Origin of the sequence: Kitasatospora sp. NPDC048194, assembly GCF_043202455.1 — a bacterium.
In the GTDB taxonomy this organism is placed as follows: domain Bacteria; phylum Actinomycetota; class Actinomycetes; order Streptomycetales; family Streptomycetaceae; genus Kitasatospora.
In genome coordinates this window covers 408,478-433,442 of record NZ_JBIDAK010000001.1, presented here as the reverse complement: position 1 = coordinate 433,442, position 24,965 = coordinate 408,478, and the positions used below count along the sequence as shown (strand labels likewise).

Sequence of the window (24,965 nt, the reverse complement as noted above, 5' to 3'; positions counted from 1 at the left end):
TCCGACGGCTGCCCGAACCGGCGAACAGTCGCTACCGTTACCAACCCCACCCAAGTTACTCAGCAGTAAAGCGCAAGGAGACCCGGTGCCGGCCGCCCAGCCCCCCGCGAGCCCGGACAGCACAGTCCGGGAGAGCGCCCACGCGTTCCGGGCCAAGGGACGCCCGCGCAGCGCCGCCGCCGACCTCGCGATCCTCGACGCCACCCGCGAAGCGCTCGCCGAACTCGGGTGGGGCGGACTGACGATGGGCCACGTGGCCGTCCGCGCCAAGGTCGCCAAGACCACCCTCTACCGCCGCTGGCCGTCCAAGAACGAACTCGTGGTGGACGCCGTCGCCAGCCTCTTCGACGAACTGGTGATGCCCGACCTCGGCAACCTGCGGGACGACATCGAGGCCGTGGTCACCCAGTTCGCCGACCTGCTGGCCCGCCCGGAGACCCAGGCCGCGCTGCTCGCCCTGTTCGCCGAGGGCATCCGGGACCCGCAACTGCACCGCCGGATCCGCGAGGCGATCGTGGACCCGCAGAAGCACCTCGTCCGGCAGGGCCGGGCCGCCGCCCAGGCGCGCGGCGAACTCGAGCCGGACACCGACGCCGAGGCGGCGGCGCAGGAGGTCGACATCATCTTCGACACCATCGCGGGCACCGTCGAGCACCGGGTCCTGGTCAGCGGCGAACCGATCACCCCGGAGTGGACCCGGCGCTTCACCGACCTGCTGCTCGGGCCGCTCACCACCGGCTGAGGGCACGCCGGAGCCGCCGCACGGGAGTCCCGTACGGCGGCTCCGGGTGGTCCGCCGCCCTCGGCGGCCGGGCGGTCAGAACGCCGCGTTCTCCCGGTACGTCCCCCACTCCTGCCGCAGCGCGTTGCAGATCTCGCCGAGCGTCGCCTCGGCCCGCACCGCGTCCAGCATCGGCGGGATCATCGACTCGCCCGAGCGGGCCGCCGCCAGCATGGCGTCCAGCCCGGCGCGCACCGCCGCGTCGTCCCGGGCCGCCTTGCGCTCGCCCAGCACCCGCACCTGCTCGCGCTCCACCTCGTGGCTGACCCGCAGGATCTCCAGGTCCGGGGTGACGCTGCGCGGGTGGCAGTTCACGCCGACCACGCGCTTCTCGCCCTTCTCCACCGCCTGCTGGTACTGGAACGCCGCCTCCGCGATCTCGCCGGTGAACCAGCCCTCCTCGATCCCGCGCAGAATGCCGGAGGTGATCGGGCCGATCGCGTGGTCCTCTCGGCCCTTGTCCAGGATCCGCTGGAAGATCGCCTCGGCCTGCTGCTCGATCCGGTCGGTCAGCGCCTCGACGTACCAGGAGCCGCCCAGCGGGTCCGCCACGTTGGTGATGCCGGTCTCCTCCATCAGCACCTGCTGGGTGCGCAGGGCGATCTCGGCCGCCTGCTCGGAGGGCAGCGCCAGGGTCTCGTCCAGCGCGTTGGTGTGCAGCGAGTTGGTGCCGCCGAGGACGGCGGAGAGCGCCTCGACGGCGGTGCGCACCACGTTGTTGTACGGCTGCTGCGCGGTGAGCGAGACGCCCGCGGTCTGGGTGTGGAAGCGCAGCCACTGCGCCTTGTCCGTCCTGGCGCCGAAGCGGTCGCGCATCCAGCGGGCCCAGATCCGGCGGGCCGCGCGGAACTTGGCGATCTCCTCGAAGAAGTCCAGGTGCGCGTCGAAGAAGAAGGACAGGCCGGGCGCGAAGACGTCCACGTCCAGGCCGCGGGAGAGGCCCAGCTCCACGTAGGCGAAGCCGTCCGCCAGGGTGTAGGCCAGCTCCTGCGCGGCCGTCGCCCCGGCCTCGCGGATGTGGTAGCCGGAGACGGACAGCGGCTTGTACGCGGGGATGCCCTTGGCGCAGTGCTCCATCAGGTCGCCGATCAGGCGCAGGTGCGGCTCGGGGGCGAAGAGCCACTCCTTCTGGGCGATGTACTCCTTGAAGATGTCCGTCTGGAGGGTCCCGTTGAGCACCGCCGGGTCCACGCCCTGGCGCTCGGCGGCCACCAGGTACATGCAGAAGATCGGGACGGCCGGGCCGCTGATCGTCATGGAGGTGGTGACCTCGCCGAGCGGGATGCCGTCGAACAGCACCTCCATGTCGGCGGCCGAGTCGATGGCCACGCCGCAGTGGCCGACCTCGCCCAGCGAGCGCGGGTCGTCCGAGTCGTAGCCCATCAGGGTGGGCATGTCGAAGGCGACCGAGAGGCCGCCGCCGCCGGCGTCCAGGATCATCCGGTAGCGCTCGTTGGTCTGCCGGGCGTTGCCGAAGCCGGCGAACTGGCGGATGGTCCAGGTGCGGCCCCGGTAGCCGGTGGGGTGCAGCCCGCGGGTGAACGGGTACTCGCCCGGCCAGCCGATCCGCTCGAAGCCCTCGACGGCCTGCCCGGGGGCGGGCCCGTACACCGGCTCGACCTCGTCACCGGAGAGGGTGGTGAAGTCCGCGTCCCGCTTGCGGGCCTTGTCGTACCGCTGCTGCCAGCGCTGCCGTCCGCGCTCGATCTCCTCGGCGTCCATGGGCCGAACTCCGCTCCGTACGGCCGCCACGGCACCGGGCGGCACAGCTGTTAGGACGTCCTAACAATTTACTCGGACGTCCTACTACTTGTCGACGGATGTCCGCCGGGCGGGGCCGGGAAACGGCGGAGCGCCCCTCCCCCGGCACGGGGAAGGGGCGCTCTCGACACGGGACGCCCGGCGCGGGACGCCCGGCGCGGGACGCCCGGCTGACCCGCGGGTCGGCTCAGACGCCGGCCGGCTGGCGGGCGGCGTCGCCCGCCGGGAGCACGCCGGCGGCCTCGCGGGCCACCTTGCGCTCGAAGACGAAGGAGAGGAACGGGATGCAGCCGGCCGCCAGGGTCAGCACCAGTCGGCCGAGCGGCCACTTCAGCTTCTGCCCGAGCAGGAAGGTCACCACGAAGTACCCGATGTACAGGTAGCCGTGCAGCATCGCGACGTAGGTGGTCACGTCCTTGGCCGCGTCGAAGCCGTACTTCGCCACCATGAAGCCGCAGAACACCAGCAGGGCCGTACCGGTCGCAATGGCCAGGCCGCGGTACCAGCCCAGCAGGGGGGTCGCCTTCATACTCTTCCTCGCCTCGCTCGGCAGTTTCGGCCGGTACGCCCGGATCCGCGCACCGCTCCCACGAGGGTAGCCGCCCTCACGGCCGCTCCCGCGCAGCCCCCTCGTCCGGCTCGGAGAAGTCCCCGGCCGCGACCCGCAGCGGCCTGAGCAGTTCGAAGACCTGCCGGCACTGCTCGGGCCCGTACTCCTCCAGCCCGAACTCCATCGCCATGAGCTCCCGGGTGGCCTCCTCGACCACCTCCCGGCCGCGCGGGGTGATCGAGGCGAGCACCCCGCGGCCGTCCAGCGGGTTGGGGCGGCGGGCGACCAGGCCGGCCCGCTCCAGGCGGTCGACGGTGTTGGTGACGCTGGTGGGGTGGACCATGAGCCGCTCGCCGATCTTGGACAGCGACAGCTCGCCGGTGCGGCTGAAGGTCAGCAGGACCAGCGCCTCGTACCGGGCGAAGGTCAGCCCGTACGGCTTCAGCACCGCGTCGACCCTGGAGAGCAGGATCTGGTGGGCGCGCATGATCGAGGTGATCGCCGCCATCGAGGGCACGGTGCCCCAGCGGCGGGCCCACAGCTCGTCGGCGCGGGCGATCGGGTCGAAGTCGAGTGCGAGGGGCTTGGCCACGTCCTTACCGTACCGGCGGACGGGACGTGTGCTACCAGCTGTCCTGATGGTGGACAAGTGGGGCGCGTGGCGGGATCCCGCCAATCGGACGGCCAGGTCCATACCTGGACATTGCGTCGGCGTGAACGCAGAACAACGTCCTTCGGACGGGCCCGACTTGGCGGTCGACGGGGCCAACGCCGCGGTATCAGGCCTCGGTTCGAACCGGAACCCGCTGAAAGGCGGGGCGAAAGATCCGCTTTGTCCCTCCGTTCACAATCCGTCGCCCTGGCGGGACTTGGCCAATCCATGAACAAGACCTGTCATTTGATTTGCTCGATTGTCATGCTTTCCGCCAACCCCGTTCGACCGCCACCACCCCCACCCGACCGGTGGCAGCCGCACGACCGTTCGGGGTCCTCGCACGTCAGCGTCCGTCCCGCCCCTCAGGAGCCGACCCCGGCCCCCGGCACGAGACGCGACCGCGCCCACACGCGGTTTCCCGGAAGGACTCGTCCGTGAAGCGTAAGCTCGCCGCAGTCGCCGTACTCTCCGCCACCGCCCTGCTCACCGGCGTCGTCCAGGTGAGCGCCGCGCAGGCGGAGCAGGCTCCGCAGGCCCGCACCGCGCAGCAGCGCGCCGACCTGATCGCCCTGGCCAACGGCCAGGCCGGCAAGGTGGCGCACGCCCTCGCCCTGGGCGGCCAGGAGCAACTGGTGGCCAAGGACGCCGTGGTGGACGCCGACGGCACCCGCCACCTGCGTTACGAGCGCACCTTCGCGGGGCTCCCGGTGCTGGGCGGCGACCTGGTGGTGCACCAGAAGGCCGACGGCTCCACCACCGCCGTGGACAAGGCGGTCGGCGCGCGCCTCGCCCTGCCGAGCCTCACCCCGCGGATACCGGCGGACCAGGCCGCCGCCCAGGCGAGCGGCGCCGTCCGGTCCACCATCGGCATCACCGTCGACGAGGACGAGTCGCCGCTGACCGAGGTGCACCAGAGCGGCCAGGCCGAGCTGGTCGTCTGGGCCACCGACGGCAACCCGCGGCTCGCCTACCGCACCACGGTCGAGGGCCTGCGCGCCGACGGCACCCCGAGCAGCCAGCTGCTCGTCACCGACGCCGCCACCGGCCAGGTGCTCTCCACCCACGAGCAGGTGCAGACCGCCTCCGGCACCGGCAAGGGCGTCTTCGTCGGCACCGTCCCGCTGACCACCACCCAGACCTCCGGCGGCTACTCGCTGAAGGACGCCTCCCGCGGCGGCCAGTCCACCAGCGACCTCAAGGGCCGCACCTCCGGCTCCGGCACGCTGTTCACCGACACGGACAACGCCTGGGGCGACGGCACCGTGTCCAACGCCCAGTCGGCGGCCGTGGACGCCCAGTTCGGCGCGGCGGCGACCTGGGACTTCTACAAGAACACCTTCGGCCGCAGCGGCATCAAGAACAACGGCGTCGGCGCCAGCAGCCGGGTCCACTACGGCAAGAACTACGTCAACGCGTTCTGGAGCGACAGCTGCTTCTGCATGACGTACGGCGACGGCGCCAGCAACACCCACCCGCTGACCGCCCTGGACGTGGCCGGCCACGAGATGACCCACGGCGTCACCTCCGCCACCGCGGGCCTCAACTACTCGGGCGAGTCCGGCGGCCTCAACGAGGCCACCTCGGACATCTTCGGCACCATGGTCGAGTGGTACGCCAACCTGGCCTCCGACAAGCCGGACTACCTGATCGGCGAGCAGATCAACATCAACGGTGACGGCAAGCCGCTGCGCTACATGGACCAGCCCTCCAAGGACGGCCACTCGGCCGACTACTGGTCCTCCTCGGTCGGCAGCCTGGACGTCCACTACTCCTCGGGCGTGGCCAACCACTTCTTCTACCTGCTCGCCGAGGGCAGCGGCGCCAAGACCATCAACGGCGTCAGCTACAACAGCCCGACCTCCAACGGCTCCACCCTCGCGGGCATCGGCCGGGACAAGGCCGCGCAGATCTGGTACAAGGCGCTGACCGTCTACATGACCTCGACCACCGACTACGCGGGTGCCCGCGCGGCGACCCTGAAGGCCGCGTCGGACCTGTATGGCGCCTCCAGCGCCGAGTACGGTGCCGTCGCCGCCACCTGGAGCGCCGTCAACGTCAACTGACGCACCGCACCGGGCGACAGGACGCCCGGGGCCCCGCCCGACGGCGGCCCCGGGCGTCCTTTCCGTACCCGGGCCGCCGGCCCGGGAGGCTACTTCCCGAACCCCTGGCGCCGTCGAGGCCCGGCGCCGTCGAGCCCTGGCGCCGTCGAGGTGCCGCCCGCTGTCAAGGCCGGGCGGCTGGCGGAGTCCCGCCAGGGGGACGAACCGCGGATTCCGGGCACGGGAGGGCAACCGAACCATCCGTACCGGCGCTGGCGACTCCTGGCCAATCCCGGTGGGCGCCCTGGTCTTTCCGGACACGGATTGTCATGCTTCTGACCAAGCTCCCGTCCGACGACCGCCGCCCCCACCCGACCGGCGGTCCGTCAGAAGCCGCACGGGAGCCGCACGTCCGCGCCCCACCGCCCCAACGGCGCCAACCCCGGCGCCCCGGTAGGCGGCGCACCCGCAGGCATCCGCGGGTCTCGTGGAAGGGAACCCCCCGCACGTGAAGCGAAAGCTGACCCTCCCGGCCGTACTCTCCGCCACCGCCCTGCTCGCCGGCGTCGTCCAGATCGCCGCCCTCCCCGCCGCCCAGGCGGCCGCCCCCGCGCCCGACCGGCCGTCGGCCGCGCCGCTCGCGCTGGCCGCCGCGCAGAGCGCCCCGCTCGCGCGGCAGCTGGCCCTCGGCGGCCAGGAGCAACTGGTCGCCCGGGACGCCGTGGTGGACGCCGACGGCACCCGGCACCTGCGCTACGACCGCACCTTCGCCGGTCTGCCGGTGCTCGGCGGCGACCTGGTCGTCCACCAGCGCCCGGACGGCTCGGTGGGCTCGGTGGACCGCGCCTTCGCCGGCCGGCTGTCGCTGCCCGCCACCACCCCCGCGCTGGCCGCCGGCCAGGCCGCCCAGCGGGCCACCGACGCCGTCCGGGCGACGGTCGGACAGGCCGCCGACGCGGACGAGCCGGCCCTCAGCCGGGTGGACGGCGCCGACGCGCCCGAGCTGGTGGTCTGGGCCGCCGACGGCAGCCCGCGGCTGGCCCACCGCACGGTGGTGCGCGGCGAGCGGGCCGACGGCACCCCGAGCCGCCAGGAGGTGGTCACCGACGCCGCCACCGGCCAGGTGCTGTCCAGCCAGGAACAGGTGCAGACCGCCACCGGCACCGGCAAGGGCGTCAACGTCGGCACCGTCACCCTGACCACGACCCAGAGCGGCTCGACCTACACGCTCAAGGACGCCTCCCGCGGCGGCCAGTCCACCACCGACCTCAAGGGCGGCAGCTCGGGCAGCGGCACCCTGTTCGCCAACACCACGAACTCCTGGGGCAACGGCTCGCCCTCCAACCGCGAGTCCGCCGCCGTGGACGCCCAGTTCGGCGCGGCCGTCACCTGGGACTTCTACAAGAGCACCTTCGGCCGCAACGGCATCAAGAACAACGGCGTCGGCGCCGCCAGCCGGGTCCACTACGGCTCCAACTACGTCAACGCGTTCTGGGACGACTCCTGCTTCTGCATGACCTACGGCGACGGGTCCGGCAACACCCACCCGCTCACCGCCGTCGACGTCTCCGGCCACGAGATGAGCCACGGCGTCACCGCGGCCACCGCCCGCCTGAACTACTCGGGCGAGTCCGGCGGCCTCAACGAGGCCACCTCGGACATCTTCGGCACCATGGTCGAGTGGTACGCCAACCTGCCCGCGGACCCGCCGGACTACCTGATCGGCGAGAAGCTCAACATCAACGGCAACGGCACGCCGCTGCGGTACATGGACAAGCCCTCCAAGGACGGCCAGTCGGCCGACTACTGGTCCTCGGGCGTCGGCAACAAGGACGTCCACTACTCCTCGGGCGTGGCCAACCACTTCTTCTACCTGCTCGCCGAGGGCAGCGGCGCCAAGGTGATCAACGGCGTCAGCTACAACAGCCCGACCTCCAACGGCGCGAAGGTGACCGGGATCGGCCGGAACAAGGCGGCCGCGATCTGGTACCGCGCGCTGACCGTCTACATGACCTCGACGACCAACTACAAGGCCGCCCGCACCGCGACGCTCAAGGCTGCCTCCGACCTCTACGGCGCGAGCAGCACCGAGTACCAGACGGTGGCCGCGGCCTGGAGCGGGGTGAACGTCAACTAGACGCACCCCGGACGCACCCCCGCCGGGCCGCTTCCGGCGGGAGACGGCGACGGGCTGCCGCGGCCCTTCGGGAGAGGAGGCCGTGGCAGCCCGTCGCCGTCCACGCGTGCGGGTCAGGCGGTGGCGGCGGCGGTCTCCAGCTCCCCGCGCTCCTCGCGGCCGAGCATCCGCTCGGCGAAGAAGCCGCCCAGCGGCAGCACCGAGAGCACGAACAGCAGGACACCGCGCTTGGCGTCCCACTTCTGCGCCTGCCAGGCCTGGATCCAGAAGACCACGTACAGGATGAACAGGATGCCGTGGACCATGCCCATCACCGGCACGGCGTCGAAGGACGTGGTCCGCTTCAGCACCGAGCAGATGAGCAGCAGGACGAAGGAGATCCCCTCGGGGGCGGAGACCAGGCGCAGGCGGTGGACGGCGCTGCTGTTCACGATGGATACCTCAATACGGGGGTCGGAGGCGCGGCGTGCTTGTGAAGCGACTCACAAGCCTTCCGGCCCATTATCACCGAGCACACGTCCGGGCCCCGGGGCGGGGCGGCCACCGTGCCCGATCTCACAGCGGCGCCCCCGCCCGGGTCACCAGACGCACCGGCGGTGTCACAGCTGTGTGCCGGACCGCGCCGGGCGCGGCGCTCCGCCGCCCGCACCCCCTATCCTCGTGCCCGCGCGCCCACCGCCCGGGTCGCGCCCGACGCATCGCACACGGGGGTGGCCACACCATGTTCAAGCGGGACTGGGACCGCAGGACCTGCGCCAAGCGCGGGCACGTCACCTACGCGCCGACCGAACCCGAGCTGGCCGCCCGGCTGCACACCGCCACCGCCGTCGGCGACGCCTGGCGCTGCCTGCGCTGCGGCGACTTCGCGCTCGGCGCCCCGCACGGTTCCGGCCCGGCGGCGGACGCCCCGCTGGTGCCGCGCGGCAAGGCCCTGCGGGACCTCTTCATCCTGCGCTTCCTGGCCGTCGAGCGGGTGCTGCGCGGCATCGTCATCATCCTGATCGCCTGGGGCGTGTGGAAGTTCTCCAACAGCCAGGAGGCCGTGCAGCGGGTCTTCGACGAGGACCTGACGGTGTTCAGGCCGGTCGCCGACCACTTCCACTGGGACCTCGACCACGCCCCGATCGTCGAGACGATCCGCAAGACCTTCGGGTACCAGAAGAAGACCCTGCTGGTCGTCGCCGGCGCACTGGTGGCGTACGCGCTGATCGAGATCGTCGAGGCGGTCGGCCTCTGGCTGGGCAAGCGCTGGGCCGAGTACCTGACCGTGGTCGCCACCGCGGCCTTCCTGCCGCTGGAGGGCTACGAGCTGCACGAGCACGTCAGCCCGATCAAGGTCTGCACCCTGCTGCTGAACATCGCGGCGGTGCTGTGGATCATGCTCTCCAAGCGGCTGTTCGGCCTGCGCGGCGGCGCGGCGGCCTTCGAGGCCGAGCGTCACTCGGCCTCGCTGCTGGAGGTGGAGGAGGCGGCCGGCGCGCTGCCGCCCGCCGGTCACGGCCCCGACCGGGGCCCGGGGCACCGCCCCGCCCAGGACGCGGGACACGGCCCCGACCGCGGCCCCGGCCAGGGGGCGCACGCCCGCTCCTGAGCGGCGCGTCCACCCGCCGGTTTGTCCCGGACCCGTACCAGTTCGCCCCCGCCCCCTCGCCCGGTCGCGCCCGGAAAAGCTAGATTGCGCCCGTGGCACAGTTCAGACTCCAGGGATCACGGGTGCTCGCCGTCGAGCTGGCCGGCGACGCCGTCAAGGCCCGGCACGGCTCGATGGTCGCCTACACCGGCCAGATGACCTTCAAGAAGCTGACCGGCGGTGGGGACGGACTGCGCGGCATGGTCGCCCGCAGGCTCACCGGCGAGCGGATGACCGTCATGGAGGTGAAGGGCCAGGGCACCTGCTACTTCGCCGACAAGGCGACCGAGATCAACCTGGTCCGCCTCGACGGCGAGACGCTCTACGTCGAGGCGGACAACCTGCTCTGCACCGAGGCCGGCCTGCACACCGGCACCAGCTTCACCGGGCTGAACGGCGTCTCCTCCGGCAACGGCCTGTTCACCACCAAGGTCGAGGGGCACGGCTGGGCCGCCGTCACCTCCAACGGGCCCGCGGTCATCCTGCGGGTCGGCAAGGACATGCCGCTGCGGGTCGACCCGGGCGCGTACATCGCGCACACCGGCAGCCTGCAGCGCAGCCTCAAGTCCGGCGCGGGCTGGACCACGGTGATCGGCGAGGGCGGCGGCGAGGCCGTCCAGGTCGAGTTCACCGGCGAGGGCCTGGTGTACGTCCAGCCCTCGGAGCGGGTCACCGTCGGGGGTGACGTCTGATGGGCTTCACCCGGATCAACGGCAAGCTGATCGAGGCCCAGGTGGTGCCGGGCCGGCAGCTGTTCAGCCAGCGCGGCGCGATGATCGCGTACACCGGAGAGGTCCGGTTCACTCCCGACATCACCGGTGGCCAGGGCGGGGTGATGTCCATGATCGGCCGCCGGGTCGCCAACGAGGACACCCCGCTGATGACCGTCGAGGGCCAGGGCCGGGTGATGTTCGGCCACGGCGGCCACCACGTGCACGTGATCGACCTGGCCGGGGACACCCTCTTCGTCGAGGCCGACCGGCTGCTCGCCTTCGAGGGCACGCTGCGGCAGTCCACCGTGTTCCTCGGCTCGCAGGGCGGGGTGATGGGCATGGTCCGCGGCCAGGTCAGCGGGCAGGGGCTGTTCACCACCCGGCTGGAGGGCCACGGCTCGGTCGCGGTGATGGCCCACGGCGGCGTCTTCGAGCTGCCGATCACCCCCGGCGGGTCGGTGCACGTCGACCCGCAGGCGTACGTCGCGCACCGCGGTGACGTGCGCAACAAGCTGTCCACGGCGATCGGCTGGCGCGAGATGATCGGCCGCGGCTCGGGCGAGGCGTTCCAGCTGGAGCTGTCCGGGCAGGGCGCGGTGTACGTCCAGGCGAGCGAGGAGAAGCTCTGATGTCCTACCCGCCGCAGCCGCCGTACGGGCAGTCCCCGCACGACCAGCAGACCCAGCCGGGCTTCGCCGTGCCGCCGGTGCCACCGGCCTACGGGCCGCCGCAGGGCTACCCGCCGCCGCCCCCGCCCGGGTACCCGCAGCAGCCGCCCCAGCCGGTCCAGGTGCCCCAACAGGCGTACGCCCAGGAGCAGTTCGGCGGCGCCCAGGCCCCGCTGCCGACCACCCACGGCGGTGCGGGCCCGGTGGTGCACGACGCGCACACGCTGCCGGCCGGCGACAACGTCAACCCGTACGCCTTCTCGGTCGACCTGAACGGCTCGTACTTCCTCCAGAAGGGCAAGATGGTCGCCTACTACGGCGACATCACCTTCCGCGGCGTCGGCGCCGGGATGATCGACCGGGCGCTCGGGCAGCACTTCAACTCCCCGCTGCACGCGTCGGACTGGGTGGTCGCCCAGGGCCGCGGCAAGCTGCTGCTGGCCGACCGCGCCTTCGACCTCAACTCCTACGACCTGGACGAGGGCAACCTGACCGTCCGCTCCGGCAACCTGCTCGCCTTCGACCCGACGCTGCGGCTGAAGCAGTCGATCATCCCGGGCTTCCTGACCCTGATCGGCACCGGCCGCTTCGTCGCCGCCTCCAACGGGCCGGTGCACTTCGTCGAGCCGCCGATCCGGGTGGACCCGCAGGCCCTCGTCGGCTGGGCGGACTGCCCCGCGCCGTGCCACCACTACGACCACGACTACCTGCACGGGGTGGTCGGCGGGCTGCGGCGGCTGACCGGCATCGGCGGGGCCTCCGGCGAGGAGCACCAGTTCGAGTTCATCGGCGCCGGGCAGGTGCTGATCCAGTCCAGCGAGAAGCTGCTGGCCGAGCGGTCGGTGGGCGTGGTGGGCGCCGAAGCGGGCGTCCCGGGCAGCGGGGTGCCCGCCGGGCCCGGCCACGGCGGCGGCCACTCCCCCGCGCCGGGTCTCGGTAACCTGGGTGACCTCGGTCGGCGATTCGGCCTCTGAAGTTGTACAACATTGAACTAAATCGGCTATGCTGGATCCCATGGATACGCACACGACCGACACTGCGGACACCCCTCCGTCGCAGCCGGACGGGGACACTCCCTGGCTGACCGCCAGGGAGCAGCGGATGTGGCGCGCCCATCTGGAGGTCGCCAAGCTGCTGGACTACCAGCTCAGCCGTGAGCTCCAGCCGCACAACCTGGCCATCAACGACTACGAGATCCTGGTCGTCCTCTCCGAGGCCCCCGACCACCGGATGCGGATGACCGACCTGGCGACCGCCACCCTGCAGTCCAAGAGCCGGCTCTCCCACCAGATCACCCGCATGGAGAACGCCGGCCTGGTGCTGCGCCAGGAGTGCCCCGGCGACCGCCGCGGCCTCTTCGCCCACCTGACCGAGCAGGGCTGGGAGACCATGCAGCGTGTCGCCCCGGACCACGTCCGAAGCGTCCGGGCGCACTTCATCGACCGCTTCACCCCGGAACAGCTGGACGCCATGTACGAGGCCCTGGCCCCGGTGGCCGACCACCTCCGGGGCCTGCGCGGCCGCTCGTAGGCCCGCCGGCCCCGCGCGGGACGTCGACCGCACCGGCGTCCCGCGCGCCGCAGCCGGACGGCGCCCCCACCGCCCCCACCGCCCCCGCCGGGCGCGGGGTGACGGCGCGCCAGGGCGCCGCGGGCTCAGTTCCGGGTGAGGCCCGCGACGAGTTCGTCGGCGGCGCCGTACGGGTCGAGCTCGCCGGCGACGACCCGTTCGGCGAGGCCGGCGAGCTGGCGGTCGCCGGAGAGGTCGCCGATGCGGGCGCGCAGCTCGGCCAGGGCGATCGCCTCGATCTCCTGGGCGGCCCTGCGGCGGCGGCGGGCCGCCAGCTCGCCGTGCTCCTCCAGCCAGGCACGGTGCTTCTCGAGTGCCTCGACCACTTCGTCCACACCCTCGCCGCGGGCCGCGACGGTCTTGACGATCGGCGGCCGCCAGTCCCCCGGCTCGCGGGCCTCGCCGAGGCCCAGCATGTGGTTGAGCTCCCGGGCGGTGGCGTCCGCGCCGTCCCGGTCGGCCTTGTTGACCACGAACACGTCGCCGATCTCCAGGATGCCGGCCTTGGCGGCCTGGATGCCGTCGCCCATCCCGGGGGCGAGCAGCACCACGGCGGTGTCGGCCTGGGCGGCGATCTCGACCTCGGACTGCCCCACGCCCACGGTCTCGACGAGGATCACCTCGCAGCCGGCCGCGTCCAGCACCCGCAGCGCCTGCGGCGCCGCCCAGGACAGCCCGCCGAGGTGGCCGCGGGTGGCCATGGAGCGGATGAACACCTCGGGGTCGGTCGCGTGGTCCTGCATCCGGACCCGGTCGCCCAGCAGCGCCCCGCCGGAGAACGGCGAGGACGGGTCGACGGCGAGCACCCCGACCCGCTTGCCGAGCCGCCGGTAGGCGGAGACCAGCGCCGAGGTGGAGGTGGACTTGCCGACCCCGGGCGAGCCGGTCAGCCCCACCGTGTAGGCCTGCCCGGTGTACGGCGCGAGCGCGGCCATCGCCTCCCGCAGCTGCGGGGAGGCGTTCTCCACCAGGGTGATCAGCCGGGCGACCGCCCGCGGCCGGCCCTCCCGGGCCTGCTCGACCAGCGTGGCGACATCGATCATCAGGGTCTCCTTGCGCAGATGCCGGCGGTAGTCGGCAGGTGCCGGCGGTGGTCGGCAGATGCCGAAGGGGCTGCGGACCGCTTGTGGCGGTCCGCAGCCCCGAGGACGGAGCGGTAGGTCAGGCCTTCGGGACCCGCACGATCAGCGCGTCGCCCTGGCCGCCGCCGCCGCACAGCGCGGCCGCGCCGACGCCGCCGCCGCGGCGCTGCAGCTCCAGGGCGAGGGTCAGCACCACACGGGCGCCGGACATGCCGATCGGGTGGCCGAGCGCGATGGCGCCGCCGTTGACGTTGACGATGTCGGAGGAGACGCCCAGGTCCTTCATCGACTGGTGGGCGACGGCCGCGAACGCCTCGTTGATCTCGATCAGGTCGAGGTCGGAGACCTCCAGGCCCTCCTTGGCCAGCGCGTGCTTGATCGCGTTGGACGGCTGCGACTGCAGCGAGTTGTCCGGGCCGGCCACGTTGCCGTGGGCGCCGATCTCGGCGATCCAGGTCAGACCCAGCTCCTCCGCCTTGGCCTTGCTCATCACGACCACGGCGGCGGCGCCGTCGGAGATCTGCGAGGAGGTGCCGGCGGTGATGGTGCCGTCCTTGGTGAACGCCGGGCGCAGCTTGGCCAGGCCCTCCACGGTGGTGTCGGCGCGGATGCCCTCGTCCTGGCTGAACAGCACCGGCTCGCCCTTGCGCTGCGGGATCGCGACCGGGACGATCTCGGCGTCGAAGACGCCGTCGGCCTGCGCCTTGGCGGCGCGCTGGTGCGAGGCGGCGGCGATCTCGTCCTGCACCTCGCGGGCGATGCCCAGGCGGGTGTTGTGCCGCTCGGTGGACTCGCCCATCGGGATGTTCTCGTAGGCGTCGGTCAGGCCGTCGTGGGCCATCGCGTCGAGCATCTCGATCGCGCCGTACTTGTAGCCCTCGCGGGACTTCGGCAGCAGGTGGGGCGCGTTGGTCATCGACTCCTGGCCGCCGGCCACCACGATGTCGAACTCGCCGGCGCGGATCAGCTGGTCGGCCAGCGCGATGGCGTCCAGGCCGGAGAGGCAGACCTTGTTGATGGTCAGCGCGGGGACGTTCATCGGGATGCCGGCCTTGACGGCGGCCTGGCGGGCCGGGATCTGGCCGGCACCGGCCTGCAGCACCTGGCCCATGATCACGTACTGGACCTGCTCACCCGTGATCCCGGCCCGCTCCAGCGCGCCCTTGATCGCGAAGGCGCCGAGCTCGGCACCGGAGAAGCCCTTGAGGGAGCCGAGCAGTCGACCCATCGGGGTCCGCGCACCGGCAACGATCACAGAGGTGGTGTTGGTCATGGGACGAGCCCCTTCGCACGTCGTGGCCAGGTGAGGATGCGCTCAATGTACTGACCCGTTTTCCGCCCGTCACCGGAGCGACGGTGTGATCGAGCGCACTGGCACCCTCCAGTCAACACCGTGTCAACACGATCCGGGTGAACCCGGCCGCGTGTGAGCAGACTCGCACGTCCGCCGCTGGCGCCGGCTCGGCGCCATGCGCTGCACTGGGTGCCACCTTCATCCCTACCCGCTCCGGAGGTCGCCGTGCTGACCCGTATCGACCACATCGGCATCGCCTGCCGAGACCTCGACAAGACGGTCGAGTTCTACCGCGCCACCTACGGCTTCGAGGTGTTCCACAGCGAGGTCAACGAGGAGCAGGGCGTGCGCGAGGCCATGCTCCGGATCAACCGGACGGACGACGGCGGCGCCTCGTACCTCCAGCTGCTGGAGCCCACCCGGCCGGACTCCACGGTGGCCAAGTGGCTGGAGAAGAACGGCGAGGGCGTGCACCACATCGCCTTCGGCACCGCCGACGTGGACGGCGACGCCGAGGCGATCCGGGGCAAGGGCGTCCGGGTCCTCTACGACCAGCCGCGGATCGGCTCGATGGGCTCGCGGATCACCTTCCTGCACCCCAAGGACTGCGGCGGGGTGCTCACCGAGCTGGTCACCTCGGCCGAGCCGGGCGCGCACGGCGAGCACTGAGCGCCGGGTACCGGGAGCACCGGGTCGGGCCCGGTGGAGCCGCTCGAACGGGCGGCCCCACCGGGCCCGACCCTAGCGACCCGTCAGTAACCTCGCCCGGTAGCCGGAAAACCCCCACGCGGCCATTCCCCCGCCCCGCGCTCCCACTACAATGCCCAGGTGCGCGAAGACTCCGGGGGACGGAGGCGACGGGCACGGCCGATGACAGGCCCGTCCGCCCTCCGGTGGTCGGCCCGTCGCAGGGGAGTCCAGTACGCGGGCACGGCTGAACAGTCGCAAGACGGATCTGTCACCATTCTCCACAGGCAAGAGTTCGCCCAGGAGTCCACCCGGACGGGGGAACGCGGCACCCCGCGCTCCCGCCCCCACGGACTCCGACGACCGCGGCGGACGATCCCGGCTTGGCGGGGAGTCGTCCAGTGGCCACGGATGCAAGGACCAGTCGGACCGGGACAGCCCTGGACCGGTCGGGTCGAGGACGCGACCAGGAGATGGATGGGACCGCGGAGTGCGGGGCAACGACCGCTACGAGGCTGACGATCACCTCTCCCAGTTCGAGGCCGAGATGGGTCGGACTCGGAAGGAGCGGGACAAGGCAGTCGAGCATGCCGAGGACCTCGCCTACCAGGTGGAGGTGCTCCGGGCCAAGCTGCACGAGTCCCGTCGCATGCTCGCCCAGCCGCGCGCCTTCGACGCCGTCTCCGGCCAGGCCGAGCAGATGCTCCGCACCGCCGAGATGCAGGCCCAGCAGCTGCGTGCCGACGCCGAGCGCCAGCTGCGCGACTCCCAGGCCGCGACCCAGCGGATCATGGCCGAGGCCGCCGAACGCACCGCCCGCCTGGAGGCCGAGCTCACCGCCCGCCGCCACCAGCTGGAGGAGGAGCTCGCCGAGCTGCGCCGCGCCGCCGAGCAGCACGTCAACGGCTGGGCCGAGCAGACCCGGGCCGGCACCGAGCAGGAGGCCCAGCGCCTGCTCCAGGAGGCCCGCGCCGAGGCCGAGCGGATGGTCGCCGCCGCCCGCGCGGAGGCCGCCGCCCTCTCCGACCAGGCCCGCGCCCAGACCGCCGCCGACGTGGACGCCGCCCGCGGCGAGGCCCGGGCCGCCGCCGAGGCCGCCCTGCAGAGGGCCCAGAGCGACGCCGAGCGCCTGCTGCGGGCCGCCTCCGAGCAGGCCCAGCAGGCCGGCGCCCAGGCCGCCGCCGACGTCGACGCGGCCCGCGGCCAGGCCCAGCAGGAGCTGGCCGCCGCACACGCCGCCGCCGAGCAGCAGCTCGCCGTCGCCCACGCCGAGATCAGCCGGCTCAAGGAGCAGGCCGCCGCCGAACAGGCCAGCGCCGCCCAGCAGCTCACCGCCGCGAAGGCCGAGATAGAGCGGCTGCGCGCCGAGGCGATCGCCGAGGCCGAGCGCACCCGCCGGGAGGCCGCCGAGCTGCGCGCCCAGGCCGAGCAGGCCGCCGAACAGCTCCAGGCCGACGCCGAGGCCGCCGCCGAGCGCAAGGTCGCCGACGGCGAGGCCGCGAGCGAGCAGCGCTCGCAGACCGCCCGGGCCGAGGTGGCCCGGATGGTCGCCCAGGCCACCAGCGAGGCCGCCGCGATCCGCGCCGAGGCCGAGGCGATCCGCGCCGAGGCCGCCACCAAGCAGGCCGAGGCGGACGCCGCCAGGGCCGCCGCCGCCGAGGAGAGCGAGCGGCTGCGGGCCACCGCCGAGTCGGTCGCCGCCGAACTCAAGGCCGAGGCCGAGGCCGCCATCGCCGAACTGCGCGCCCGGGCCGAGCGGGACCTGGCCGAACTGCGCGCGCAGGCCGAGGCCGACGCCCGGCGGCTGCGCAGCGAAGCCGAGGAGGAGGGCCGGGCGGCCGGCGCCAAGGACGCCACCGTCCACCTCGCCACGGCCGCCAAGACCGCCGAGGAGGTGCTCGGCAAGGCCAACCAGGACGCCGAGGCCGCCCGCACCGAGGCCGCCGCCGAGGCCGAGCGGATCCGCGCCGAGGCCCGGGCCGAGGCGCAGCGGCTGCGCGAGCAGGCCCAGGCCGCCGTCGAACAGGCCCAGAACGCCGCCCTGGACGACGCCGCCGCGATCCGCGAGCGGATCGAGCAGATGCAGGACGAGGCGGCCCGGCTGCGCGCCGAGGCCGAGGAGCTGCGCGCCGAGGCCGCGGCCGAGGCCGACCGGGTGCGCAGTGAGGCCCGCCGCCAGGCCGTGCTGCAGATCGAGGAGTCGGCGAAGAACGCCGAGGAGCTGCTCACCAAGGCCAAGGCCGACGCGGACGAGCTGCGCGCCGGTGCCGCCGGGGAGATCGAGCGGCTTCGCGAGCAGGCCCAGGAGCAGGCCGCCGAGACCCAGGGGCGGGCCGAGCAGACCCTGGCCCGGGCCCGCGCCGAGGCCGCGAAGATCACCGCCGCCGCCGAGCAGCAGGGCCAGGACGCCCTGGCCGCGGCCAAGGCGGCGGCCGCCGAGAACCGGGCCGCCGCCGAGCGCGAGACCGCCGAACTGCGGCGTGAAGCCGCCGAGTTCGACCAGCGGGTGCGCACCGAGGCGGGTGCCGCCGCCGAGGCGCTGACCGCCGACGCCCAGGCCGAGGCGAACGCCGTGCGCGACGCCGCGGTCGCCGACGCCGAGCGGGTGCGCACCGAGGCCGACACCGAGGCCGCCCGCACCCGGGCCGAGGCCGAGGCCGCCGCGAAGGCGCTGCGCGAGGAGAGCCTGCGCGAGCACGAGGCGGCCGCCGCCGGACTGCAGCGCGAACGCGAGGAGACCGCCGAGCAGCTGGCCGCCGCCCGCGCCGCCCGGGAGCAGGCCGAGCAGGCCGCCGCCGAGCTGGCCGAGCGCACCGCCGAGGAGGCCAACGAGGTCCGCGCCGCCGCCGCCGAGTACGCCGCCCGGCAGCGCGAGAGCGCCGACCGCGAGGCCGCCGAGCTGCGCGCCCTCGCCCAGCGGCAGACCACCGAGCAGCGCGAGAGCGCCGAGGCCTACGCCGACCGGGTCCGTACCGAGGCCGAGCAGGCCGCCGCCGAGCTCGCCGAGCGCACCGCCGCCGAGACCACCGCGCAGCGCGAGGCCGCCGACCGGTACGCCGCCGAGCTGCGCACCGAGGTCGAGCAGTACGCGACCGACCGCCGCACCGAAGCCGACGAGCTGCTGGAGCAGGCCCGTACCACCGCCGAGCAGCGCCTCGCCGAGGCCGCCGAGGACGCCGAGGCCACCCGGGAGAAGGCGGCCGCCGAGCTGGCGCTGGCCAACGAGCAGGCCGAGACGGTCCGGGCCGAGGCCGGCCGGGAGCTGTCCGAGGCCCGTGCCACCGCCGAGAGCGTCCGTGCCGAGGCGGCCGCCGTCCTGGAGCAGGCCAGGGCCGACGGCGAGGAGCTGCTCGCCGCCGCCCGCGCCGAGGGCGCCGAGCTGGTCGCCGCCGCCGACGAGGAGGCCGCCGGGATCCGCCAGTCGGTGGCCGGCCTGCACGAGGCCGCCGCCGAGCAGATCACCGCGCTGAAGGCCGCCGCCGAGCAGGAGGCCGCCGGGATCCGCGAGCGCGCCGAGCAGGACGCCGCCGAGACCCGCGCCCTCGCCGAGCGCGAGACCTCCGAGCAGCGCGCGGCCGCCGAGGAGTACGCCACCGAGCACCGCGCCGAGGCGGACGCCTACGCGGCCGAGGTGCGCGACCTGGCCGACCGGGAGACCGCCGAACAGCGCGACCTGGCCGAGCAGTACAGCACCGAGCAGCGCGAGGCCGCCGACCGGTACAGCGCCGACCTGCGCGCCCGTACCGAGGCCGAGGCCGCCGCCCTGCGCGAGCAGACCGAGCTGGAGCTCGCCGCCGAGCGCGAGGCCGCCGAGGCCGAGCTGGCCCGCCGGCGCGCCGAGGCCCAGGCCTACGACGAGCAGCTGCGCGCCGACGCCGAGGCCGAGCTGCGCGCCGCCCGGGAGGCCGCCGAGCAGCTGCGTGCCGACGCCGAGGCCCAGGCCGCCCGGACGGTCGCCGAGGCCGAGGAGCTGGCCGCCGGCCTGCGCGCCGAGGCCGAGGAGTACGCCCTCGCCACCCGCTCGCTGGCCGACGAGTACGACAGCGCCACCCACGCCCGCGCGGACGCCTACGACGCGCAGACCCGGGAGGCCGCCGAGCAGTTCGACAAGGCCACCCGCGAGCAGGCCAAGTCCGTCCTGGAGAAGGCCTTCGCGGACGCCGAGGCGCTCGGCGAGGACGCCCAGACCACCGCGCTGGCCACCACCGCCGCCGCCGAGGAGCAGGCGGACGCGATGGTCGCCGCCGCCCGCAAGGAGGCCGACCGCCTGGTCGCGGCCGGCGAGGCGGCCGGGCAGGCGGCGGTCGAGAAGGGCCGCGCCGACGCGGACGCGCTGCTCGCCGAGGCCCGCCGGGACGCGACCGCCATCCGCGAGCGCGCGGAGGAGCTACGCGAGCGCACCGACGCCGAGGTCGAGGCGCTGCACGAGCGCGCCCGCAAGGAGAACGCGGCGGCCATGAAGTCGGCCGGCGAGCGGGTGGACGCCCTGGTGACGGCCGCTCAGGAACAGCTGACGGAGGCGGAGGAGCAGGCCGTGGCCACCGTCGCCGAGGCCGAGGAGCGCGCCGCCGCCCTGATCGCGGCCGCCGAGGAGCGCGCGGGCGAGCTGACCTCGGAGGCCTCCGCGGAGGCCAGCAAGGTCCGGCTCTCCGCCGTCCGCAAGGCCGAGGGCCTGCTCAAGGAGGCGGAGACCAAGCTCGCCAACTCCACCGACCGCGCCGAGGCGCTGATCGAGAAGGCCGAGGCCAAGCTGCAGTCGGCCGAGGCCGAGGCGGAGGAGCGGCTGGAGGTCGCCGCCACCGAGGCGGAGAAGCGGCTGCGGGACGCCGAACGCACCGCCGACGAGCAGATCGAGCTGGCCAAGGCCGAGGCCGAGCGCCTGGTCGCCGAGGCGAAGGCCGAGGCCAAGCGGGTCACCGACGAGGGCCGGCGCGAGCTGGACGAACTGGTGCGCCGTCGCAAGGACATCAACACCGAGATCTCCAGGGTCCAGGACGTGCTGTCCGCGCTGGAGGCCTTCGAGGCGCCGGCACCGGTCGCCCAGACCAACGGGGGAAGCAGCAAGAAGGACGGGGGTGCCAAGGCCGGTGCCGGAGTTGGCTCCCCCCGGTCGGGTGGCAATCGCTCCAAGAACGCACCACCCGATTGAGCGGACATTGGCGGTCATTGTCCGTGAGACAACGGCATTTCGCCGTCGACACTCCGGTACCGTGTCAGGATTCCCTCAACCACCTCAGCGGTTTGACGACAGGAAGCCCAGAGTCCCATGAGCGACAGTCACTCCCCTCACGGCTTCGACCTGGTGCGCCGTGGGTACGAGCGCGCCCAGGTCGACGAGCGGATCACCAAGCTGGTGGCCGATCGTGACAGCGCACTGACCCGGATCAGCGCGCTGGAGAAGCGCATCGAGGAGCTCCACCTGGAGACCCAGACCGCCCAGGCCGCGGTCGCCGAGCAGGAGCCCTCCTACGCCGGTCTCGGAGCCCGGGTCGAGAAGATCCTGCGGCTCGCCGAGGAGGAGGCCAAGGATCTGCGCGACGAGGCGCACCGCGCCTCCGAGCAGCACCGCGAGCTCGCCGAGGCCGCCGCCCAGCAGGTCCGCACCGAGGCCGAGAACTACGCCAAGGACCGCAAGGCCAAGGCGGAGGACGAGGGCCTGCGGATCGTCGACAAGGCGAAGAGCGACGCCGCCCAGCTGCGCGCCGAGGCCAACAAGGACGCCCAGAACAAGCGCGAGGAGGCGGACGCCCTCTTCGAGGAGACCCGCACCAAGGCCGCCCAGGCCGCGCTGGAGTTCGAGACCAACCTGGCCAAGCGCCGCGAGCAGTCGGAGCGCGACCTGGCCGCCCGTCAGGCCAAGGCCGAGAAGCGCCTCGCCGAGATCGAGCACCGGGCCGAGCAGCTGCGCCTGGAGGCGGAGAAGCTGCGCACCGACGCCGAGCGCCGTGCCCGCCAGACCGTCGAGACGGCCCAGCGCCAGTCCGAGGACATCGTGGCGGACGCCAACGCCAAGGCCGACCGCATCCGCAGCGAATCCGAGCGCGAGCTCGCGGCGCTGACCAACCGCCGCGACAGCATCAACGCCCAGCTGACCAACGTCCGCGAGATGCTGGCGACGCTGACCGGCGCGGCCGTGGCCGCCGCCTCGCTGCCGAACGACGACACCATGGGCGTGCCCGCCCAGCAGTCGCGCTGACGCCCGGCAGTCGCGCTGCCGCCCGGCGGCGAGGCCGGGCCGGCACGGTCCGGCGCGGCCCTTGTGACAGGCCCTCACCCTCCCGGGTGAGGGCCTGTCGGCTTTCCGCGCGTCACTACCTCGGGTAGGCCCCGTCGGGCCGCTGGTGCCCGCTGCTGAGCTGGTTGCCCTCGTCGTCCGAGACGGTGCCGAACCAGGAGGTGCACCAGACCGACACCGAGTCGGGCCAGTACTGGACCTCGAACGGGTGCCCGGGCCCGTAGTCGCCGTACGAGGTGACGATGAAGGTCTCCCCCGGGCGGAGCCAGTAGTCCTCCCCGAGCGGTTCCAGGGTCAGTTCGACCAGTCCCTCGCCGCGGTTGGTCACCGGCATCCGGCCGGTCACCTCCAGGGCGGAGAAGTCCCAGCCCGCCGCGTCCCGACTCATCCGGCGGCCACCCGGGCGAGCAGCCGGCGGACGGCCGCGTCGAACGCCCCGGGTGCCTCCAGGGCCGTCAGGTGGCCCACCCCGGGGACGACGGTCAGCTCGGCGTCCGGGCGGGCCCGGAGCATCACGTCGGCTTCCTCCGCGGGCACCAGGGCGTCCTGGGCGCCCGTGACGACCGAGACCGGCACCCGCAGCCCCGCCAGGACGTCCAGCGAGTCGGGGCGGGCCGCCATGGCCCGCTGGGCCCAGGCGACGGAGGCGGGCGGCGCGGCGGCGACCATCTCCCGCACCCGCTCGAGCAGGTGCCCGGAGTCCGGCCCGAGCTGCCCGGCCGCGACGTCCTCGTCCAGCAGCAGTCGGACGCTGTTCCGGGCGGTGACGGCGGCGGCGATCCGCTCGCGGTTCGCCCGGGCCGCATCGGTGTCGGCGGTGGCGCGGGTGTTGGCGAGCAGCAGTCCGGCCAGCCGGTGCGGGTGGCGGCGGGCGAAGGCCAGCGCCACGTAGCCGCCCATGGAGAGTCCGCCGACCACCGCGCGCTCGATCCCGGCCGCGTCCAGCAGCAGGGCGAGGTCGTCGGCGACCAGGTCCAGCGAGGGTTCGTCGGGCCCGAGTTCGGTGCCGCCGAAGCCCCGCTGGTCGGGGGCGAGCACCCGGACCTCGTCGCCGCTCAGGCCGGGCAGCGCGTCCAGTTGGGTGGACCACATCGAGGCGTTCAACGGAAAGGCGTGCAACAGCACCAGGGGTGTTCCGGTTCCGCTCTCACGGACCGACACTACGGAGGGGAGACCACTCACGCGCCCACCTCACTACGCCCGGCGTGGGCGCCGGCCCACGCGTACCCCTCGATGACTGGCCCGCTTCGCTCGCTCATGGGCCCCACCGTATTCCGGTGCGCCCGGCGGGCCCACTCAGCGGGCCGCGTTATCCGCTTTGTCCTAGCCTGACAAGGAGTAAGGGAGCGCGAATGATCGAGTTGCACGACCTGACAAAGCGTTACGGCAAGACGCTCGCGGTGGACCGGCTCAGCTTCCAGGTCCCCCGGGGGGTGGTCACCGGGTTCCTCGGCCCCAACGGCGCCGGCAAGTCCACCACCATGCGCATGATCCTCGACCTCGACCGTCCGACCTCGGGCCGGGTCACCATCGACGGCAAGCGCTACGGACAGCTCAGCGAGCCGCTCAAGTACATCGGGGCGCTGCTGGAGGCCAAGGCCGTGCACCCCGGCCGCACCGCCCGCGACCACCTGCTCTGGCTCGCCCAGAGCAACCGGATCCCGGAGCGCCGGGTGGACGAGGTGCTGGCCCTGGTCGGCCTCACCCCCGTCGCCCGCAAGCGGGCCCGCGGCTTCTCGCTCGGCATGGGCCAGCGCCTGGGCATCGCCTCCGCCCTGCTCGGCGACCCGGAGATCGTCATGTTCGACGAGCCGGTCAACGGTCTGGACCCGGAGGGCATCCTCTGGATCCGCAACCTCATGAAGCGCCTGGCCGCCGAGGGCCGCACCGTCTTCGTCTCCTCCCACCTGATGAGCGAGATGGCCGTCACCGCCGACCACCTGGTGGTGATCGGCCGGGGCCGGCTGCTCGCCGACCTCCCGATGCCGGAGTTCATCCGGCGCAACTCCCGCTCCGCCGTCCGGCTGCGCAGCCCGCAGCCCGAGCGCCTGCTCGACGTGCTGGCCGCGGCCGGCCTGCGGCACGAGCCGGGCCCGGAGGGCTCCTACGAGGTGGTCGACGGCGACCTCGCCGCGCTCGGCGAGCTGGCCGCGGCGCACGGCGTGGTGCTGCACGAACTCAGCCCGCAGCAGGCCTCGTTGGAGGAGGCGTTCATGCAGATGACGGCGGACTCGGTGGAGTACCACGCGGGCGAGGGGCCGGGCCGGGACGCGGCCGGCGCGCCCGGCACGTGGGGTGCCGGGTGGAAGGCGGCCGGCGCCCGGTCGGCCGACGCCCGGTCCACCGACGCCCGGGCGGCCGCCTCGGCACGGCAGGAGGAGAACTGAGATGGCGTACTTCCCGGCGATCGTGCGCTCCGAGTGGACGAAGATCCGCAGCGTCCGCTCCACCGTCTGGACGCTCGCGCTGACCTTCGTCGTCACCGTGGGTATCGGCGCACTGCTGTCCCTGCTCACCAACAACAACTTCACCGAGTTCCGGCGTCACGACCAGGCCCCGTTCGACGCCACCGGCACGGCCTTCTCCGGCATCATGCTCGGCGAGCTGGCCATCATCGTCTTCGGCGTGCTGGCGATCGGCAACGAGTACAGCACCGGGATGGTCCGGGTCACCCTGGCCGCCGTCCCCCAGCGCGGCACCCTGCTCACCGGCAAGGCGCTGGTGCTGGGCGCGCTGGCCCTGGTGGTCTCGCTGGTGACGGCCTTCGTGACCTTCTTCGTCGGCCAGTCGCTGCTCGGCAGCCACTCGACCACGCTGGGCGAGCCGAACGTGCTGCGCGCGGTGTTCGGCGCGGCGCTGTACCTGACGATGCTCTGCCTGTTCTCGGCCGGGGTCACGGCCATGCTGCACAACCAGACGCTCGCCCTCGGCGTGCTGGTGCCGTTCTTCTTCCTGCTCTCGCCGATCCTCTCGGCGGTGCCGAAGGTCAAGACCCTGGCGCACTACTTCCCCGACTACGCGGGCTCGCGGATGCTGCTGGTGTACGAGCAGAACGGCCAGCCGTACGGGCCGTGGGCGGGCTTCGCGATCTGCCTGGCCTGGACCGCGGCCGCCCTGGTCGGCGGCGCGCTGGTGCTCAAGAACCGCGACGCCTAGGGCCC

General features: G+C 73.4%; 21 protein-coding genes. 13 read left to right on the top strand and 8 right to left on the bottom strand.

Translation table 11 applies throughout. The features are described from left to right. Window positions 1-85: 85 nt before the first annotated feature. Complete coding sequence (locus ACGF07_RS02080) at window positions 86-742, top strand: TetR/AcrR family transcriptional regulator (protein ID WP_392894566.1); 657 nt, start codon at window positions 86-88, stop codon at window positions 740-742. A 75-nt stretch (window positions 743-817) separates the two neighbouring features. On the opposite strand, the gene ACGF07_RS02075 is transcribed toward ACGF07_RS02080, so the two are convergent. The 3 genes from ACGF07_RS02075 to ACGF07_RS02065 form a co-directional block, all read right to left on the bottom strand. Next, window positions 818-2,503, bottom strand: coding sequence for a methylmalonyl-CoA mutase family protein (locus ACGF07_RS02075; RefSeq protein ID WP_350742570.1), 1,686 nt, complete (start codon window positions 2,501-2,503; stop codon window positions 818-820). 226 nt (window positions 2,504-2,729) lie between these two features. Beyond that, window positions 2,730-3,071, bottom strand: coding sequence for a DUF3817 domain-containing protein (locus ACGF07_RS02070; protein WP_350742568.1), 342 nt, complete (start codon window positions 3,069-3,071; stop codon window positions 2,730-2,732). A 76-nt stretch (window positions 3,072-3,147) separates the two neighbouring features. Continuing rightward, complete coding sequence (locus ACGF07_RS02065) at window positions 3,148-3,684, bottom strand: MarR family transcriptional regulator (RefSeq protein WP_350742566.1); 537 nt, start codon at window positions 3,682-3,684, stop codon at window positions 3,148-3,150. 497 nt (window positions 3,685-4,181) lie between these two features. Here ACGF07_RS02065 and ACGF07_RS02060 point away from each other — a divergent pair, with 497 nt between their 5' ends. Both ACGF07_RS02060 and ACGF07_RS02055 read left to right on the top strand, forming a co-directional pair. Next, entirely contained in the window at window positions 4,182-5,810 is a 1,629-nt protein-coding gene (locus ACGF07_RS02060) for a M4 family metallopeptidase (protein ID WP_392894563.1), read from the top strand. A 487-nt stretch (window positions 5,811-6,297) separates the two neighbouring features. After that, a complete protein-coding gene (locus ACGF07_RS02055; protein ID WP_392894561.1) occupies window positions 6,298-7,926 on the top strand; it encodes a M4 family metallopeptidase in 1,629 nt (542 codons plus the stop codon). Window positions 7,927-8,039: 113 nt separating this feature from the next. On the opposite strand, the gene ACGF07_RS02050 is transcribed toward ACGF07_RS02055, so the two are convergent. After that, window positions 8,040-8,357 carry a DUF3817 domain-containing protein gene (locus ACGF07_RS02050; RefSeq protein WP_392894559.1) on the bottom strand — a complete coding sequence of 106 codons (318 nt, stop codon included), beginning with the start codon at window positions 8,355-8,357 and terminating at the stop codon, window positions 8,040-8,042. A 290-nt stretch (window positions 8,358-8,647) separates the two neighbouring features. Here ACGF07_RS02050 and ACGF07_RS02045 point away from each other — a divergent pair, with 290 nt between their 5' ends. The 5 genes from ACGF07_RS02045 (at window position 8,648) to ACGF07_RS02025 (ending at window position 12,467) form a co-directional block, all read left to right on the top strand. After that, on the top strand, window positions 8,648-9,517 hold the full coding sequence (locus tag ACGF07_RS02045) for a DUF2127 domain-containing protein (protein ID WP_392894557.1): 870 nt from the start codon (window positions 8,648-8,650) through the stop codon (window positions 9,515-9,517). A gap of 92 nt (window positions 9,518-9,609) precedes the next feature. Beyond that, entirely contained in the window at window positions 9,610-10,248 is a 639-nt protein-coding gene (locus ACGF07_RS02040) for an AIM24 family protein (protein ID WP_392894555.1), read from the top strand. Further along, complete coding sequence (locus ACGF07_RS02035) at window positions 10,248-10,898, top strand: AIM24 family protein (RefSeq protein ID WP_350749855.1); 651 nt, start codon at window positions 10,248-10,250, stop codon at window positions 10,896-10,898. Before ACGF07_RS02040 ends, ACGF07_RS02035 begins: the two co-directional genes overlap by 1 nt. Before the next feature lie 212 nt (window positions 10,899-11,110). Beyond that, window positions 11,111-11,911 (top strand): AIM24 family protein, encoded by an 801-nt coding sequence (locus ACGF07_RS02030; protein WP_350749860.1) that lies wholly within the window; start codon window positions 11,111-11,113, stop codon window positions 11,909-11,911. A gap of 40 nt (window positions 11,912-11,951) precedes the next feature. After that, a complete protein-coding gene (locus ACGF07_RS02025) occupies window positions 11,952-12,467 on the top strand; it encodes a MarR family transcriptional regulator (RefSeq protein ID WP_350749852.1) in 516 nt (171 codons plus the stop codon). A gap of 125 nt (window positions 12,468-12,592) precedes the next feature. On the opposite strand, the gene meaB is transcribed toward ACGF07_RS02025, so the two are convergent. Together meaB and ACGF07_RS02015 are read right to left on the bottom strand one after the other, a co-directional pair. Continuing rightward, entirely contained in the window at window positions 12,593-13,549 is a 957-nt protein-coding gene (meaB, locus tag ACGF07_RS02020) for a methylmalonyl Co-A mutase-associated GTPase MeaB (RefSeq protein WP_350749850.1), read from the bottom strand. Between the two features lie 118 nt (window positions 13,550-13,667). Beyond that, window positions 13,668-14,861: an acetyl-CoA C-acetyltransferase gene (locus ACGF07_RS02015; protein ID WP_392894552.1), complete on the bottom strand. Its 1,194-nt coding sequence runs from the start codon at window positions 14,859-14,861 to the stop codon at window positions 13,668-13,670. A gap of 246 nt (window positions 14,862-15,107) precedes the next feature. Between ACGF07_RS02015 and mce the strand changes: the two genes are divergently transcribed. The 3 genes from mce to ACGF07_RS02000 all read left to right on the top strand — a co-directional run bounded on the left by mce (window position 15,108) and on the right by ACGF07_RS02000 (window position 21,765). After that, window positions 15,108-15,551: a methylmalonyl-CoA epimerase gene (mce, locus tag ACGF07_RS02010; protein ID WP_392894550.1), complete on the top strand. Its 444-nt coding sequence runs from the start codon at window positions 15,108-15,110 to the stop codon at window positions 15,549-15,551. A 508-nt stretch (window positions 15,552-16,059) separates the two neighbouring features. Beyond that, window positions 16,060-20,718, top strand: a complete 4,659-nt coding sequence (locus ACGF07_RS02005; protein WP_392894548.1) for a hypothetical protein — start codon at window positions 16,060-16,062, stop codon at window positions 20,716-20,718. A 117-nt stretch (window positions 20,719-20,835) separates the two neighbouring features. Beyond that, window positions 20,836-21,765, top strand: coding sequence for a cellulose-binding protein (locus ACGF07_RS02000; protein WP_313765567.1), 930 nt, complete (start codon window positions 20,836-20,838; stop codon window positions 21,763-21,765). A 115-nt stretch (window positions 21,766-21,880) separates the two neighbouring features. On the opposite strand, the gene ACGF07_RS01995 is transcribed toward ACGF07_RS02000, so the two are convergent. Further along, window positions 21,881-22,192, bottom strand: coding sequence for a hypothetical protein (locus ACGF07_RS01995; protein ID WP_350744290.1), 312 nt, complete (start codon window positions 22,190-22,192; stop codon window positions 21,881-21,883). Next, the gene (locus ACGF07_RS01990; protein ID WP_392894546.1) at window positions 22,189-22,986 is read right to left on the bottom strand and encodes an alpha/beta fold hydrolase; all 798 of its coding nucleotides are present in this window, start codon (window positions 22,984-22,986) and stop codon (window positions 22,189-22,191) included. The genes ACGF07_RS01995 and ACGF07_RS01990 overlap by 4 nt, the downstream gene beginning before the upstream one ends. Window positions 22,987-23,156: 170 nt before the next feature. Between ACGF07_RS01990 and ACGF07_RS01985 the strand changes: the two genes are divergently transcribed. Continuing rightward, the gene (locus ACGF07_RS01985) at window positions 23,157-24,191 is read left to right on the top strand and encodes an ABC transporter ATP-binding protein (RefSeq protein ID WP_350744292.1); all 1,035 of its coding nucleotides are present in this window, start codon (window positions 23,157-23,159) and stop codon (window positions 24,189-24,191) included. A gap of 1 nt (window position 24,192) precedes the next feature. Beyond that, window positions 24,193-24,960, top strand: coding sequence for an ABC transporter permease subunit (locus ACGF07_RS01980; RefSeq protein WP_350744293.1), 768 nt, complete (start codon window positions 24,193-24,195; stop codon window positions 24,958-24,960). Window positions 24,961-24,965: the final 5 nt, after the last annotated feature.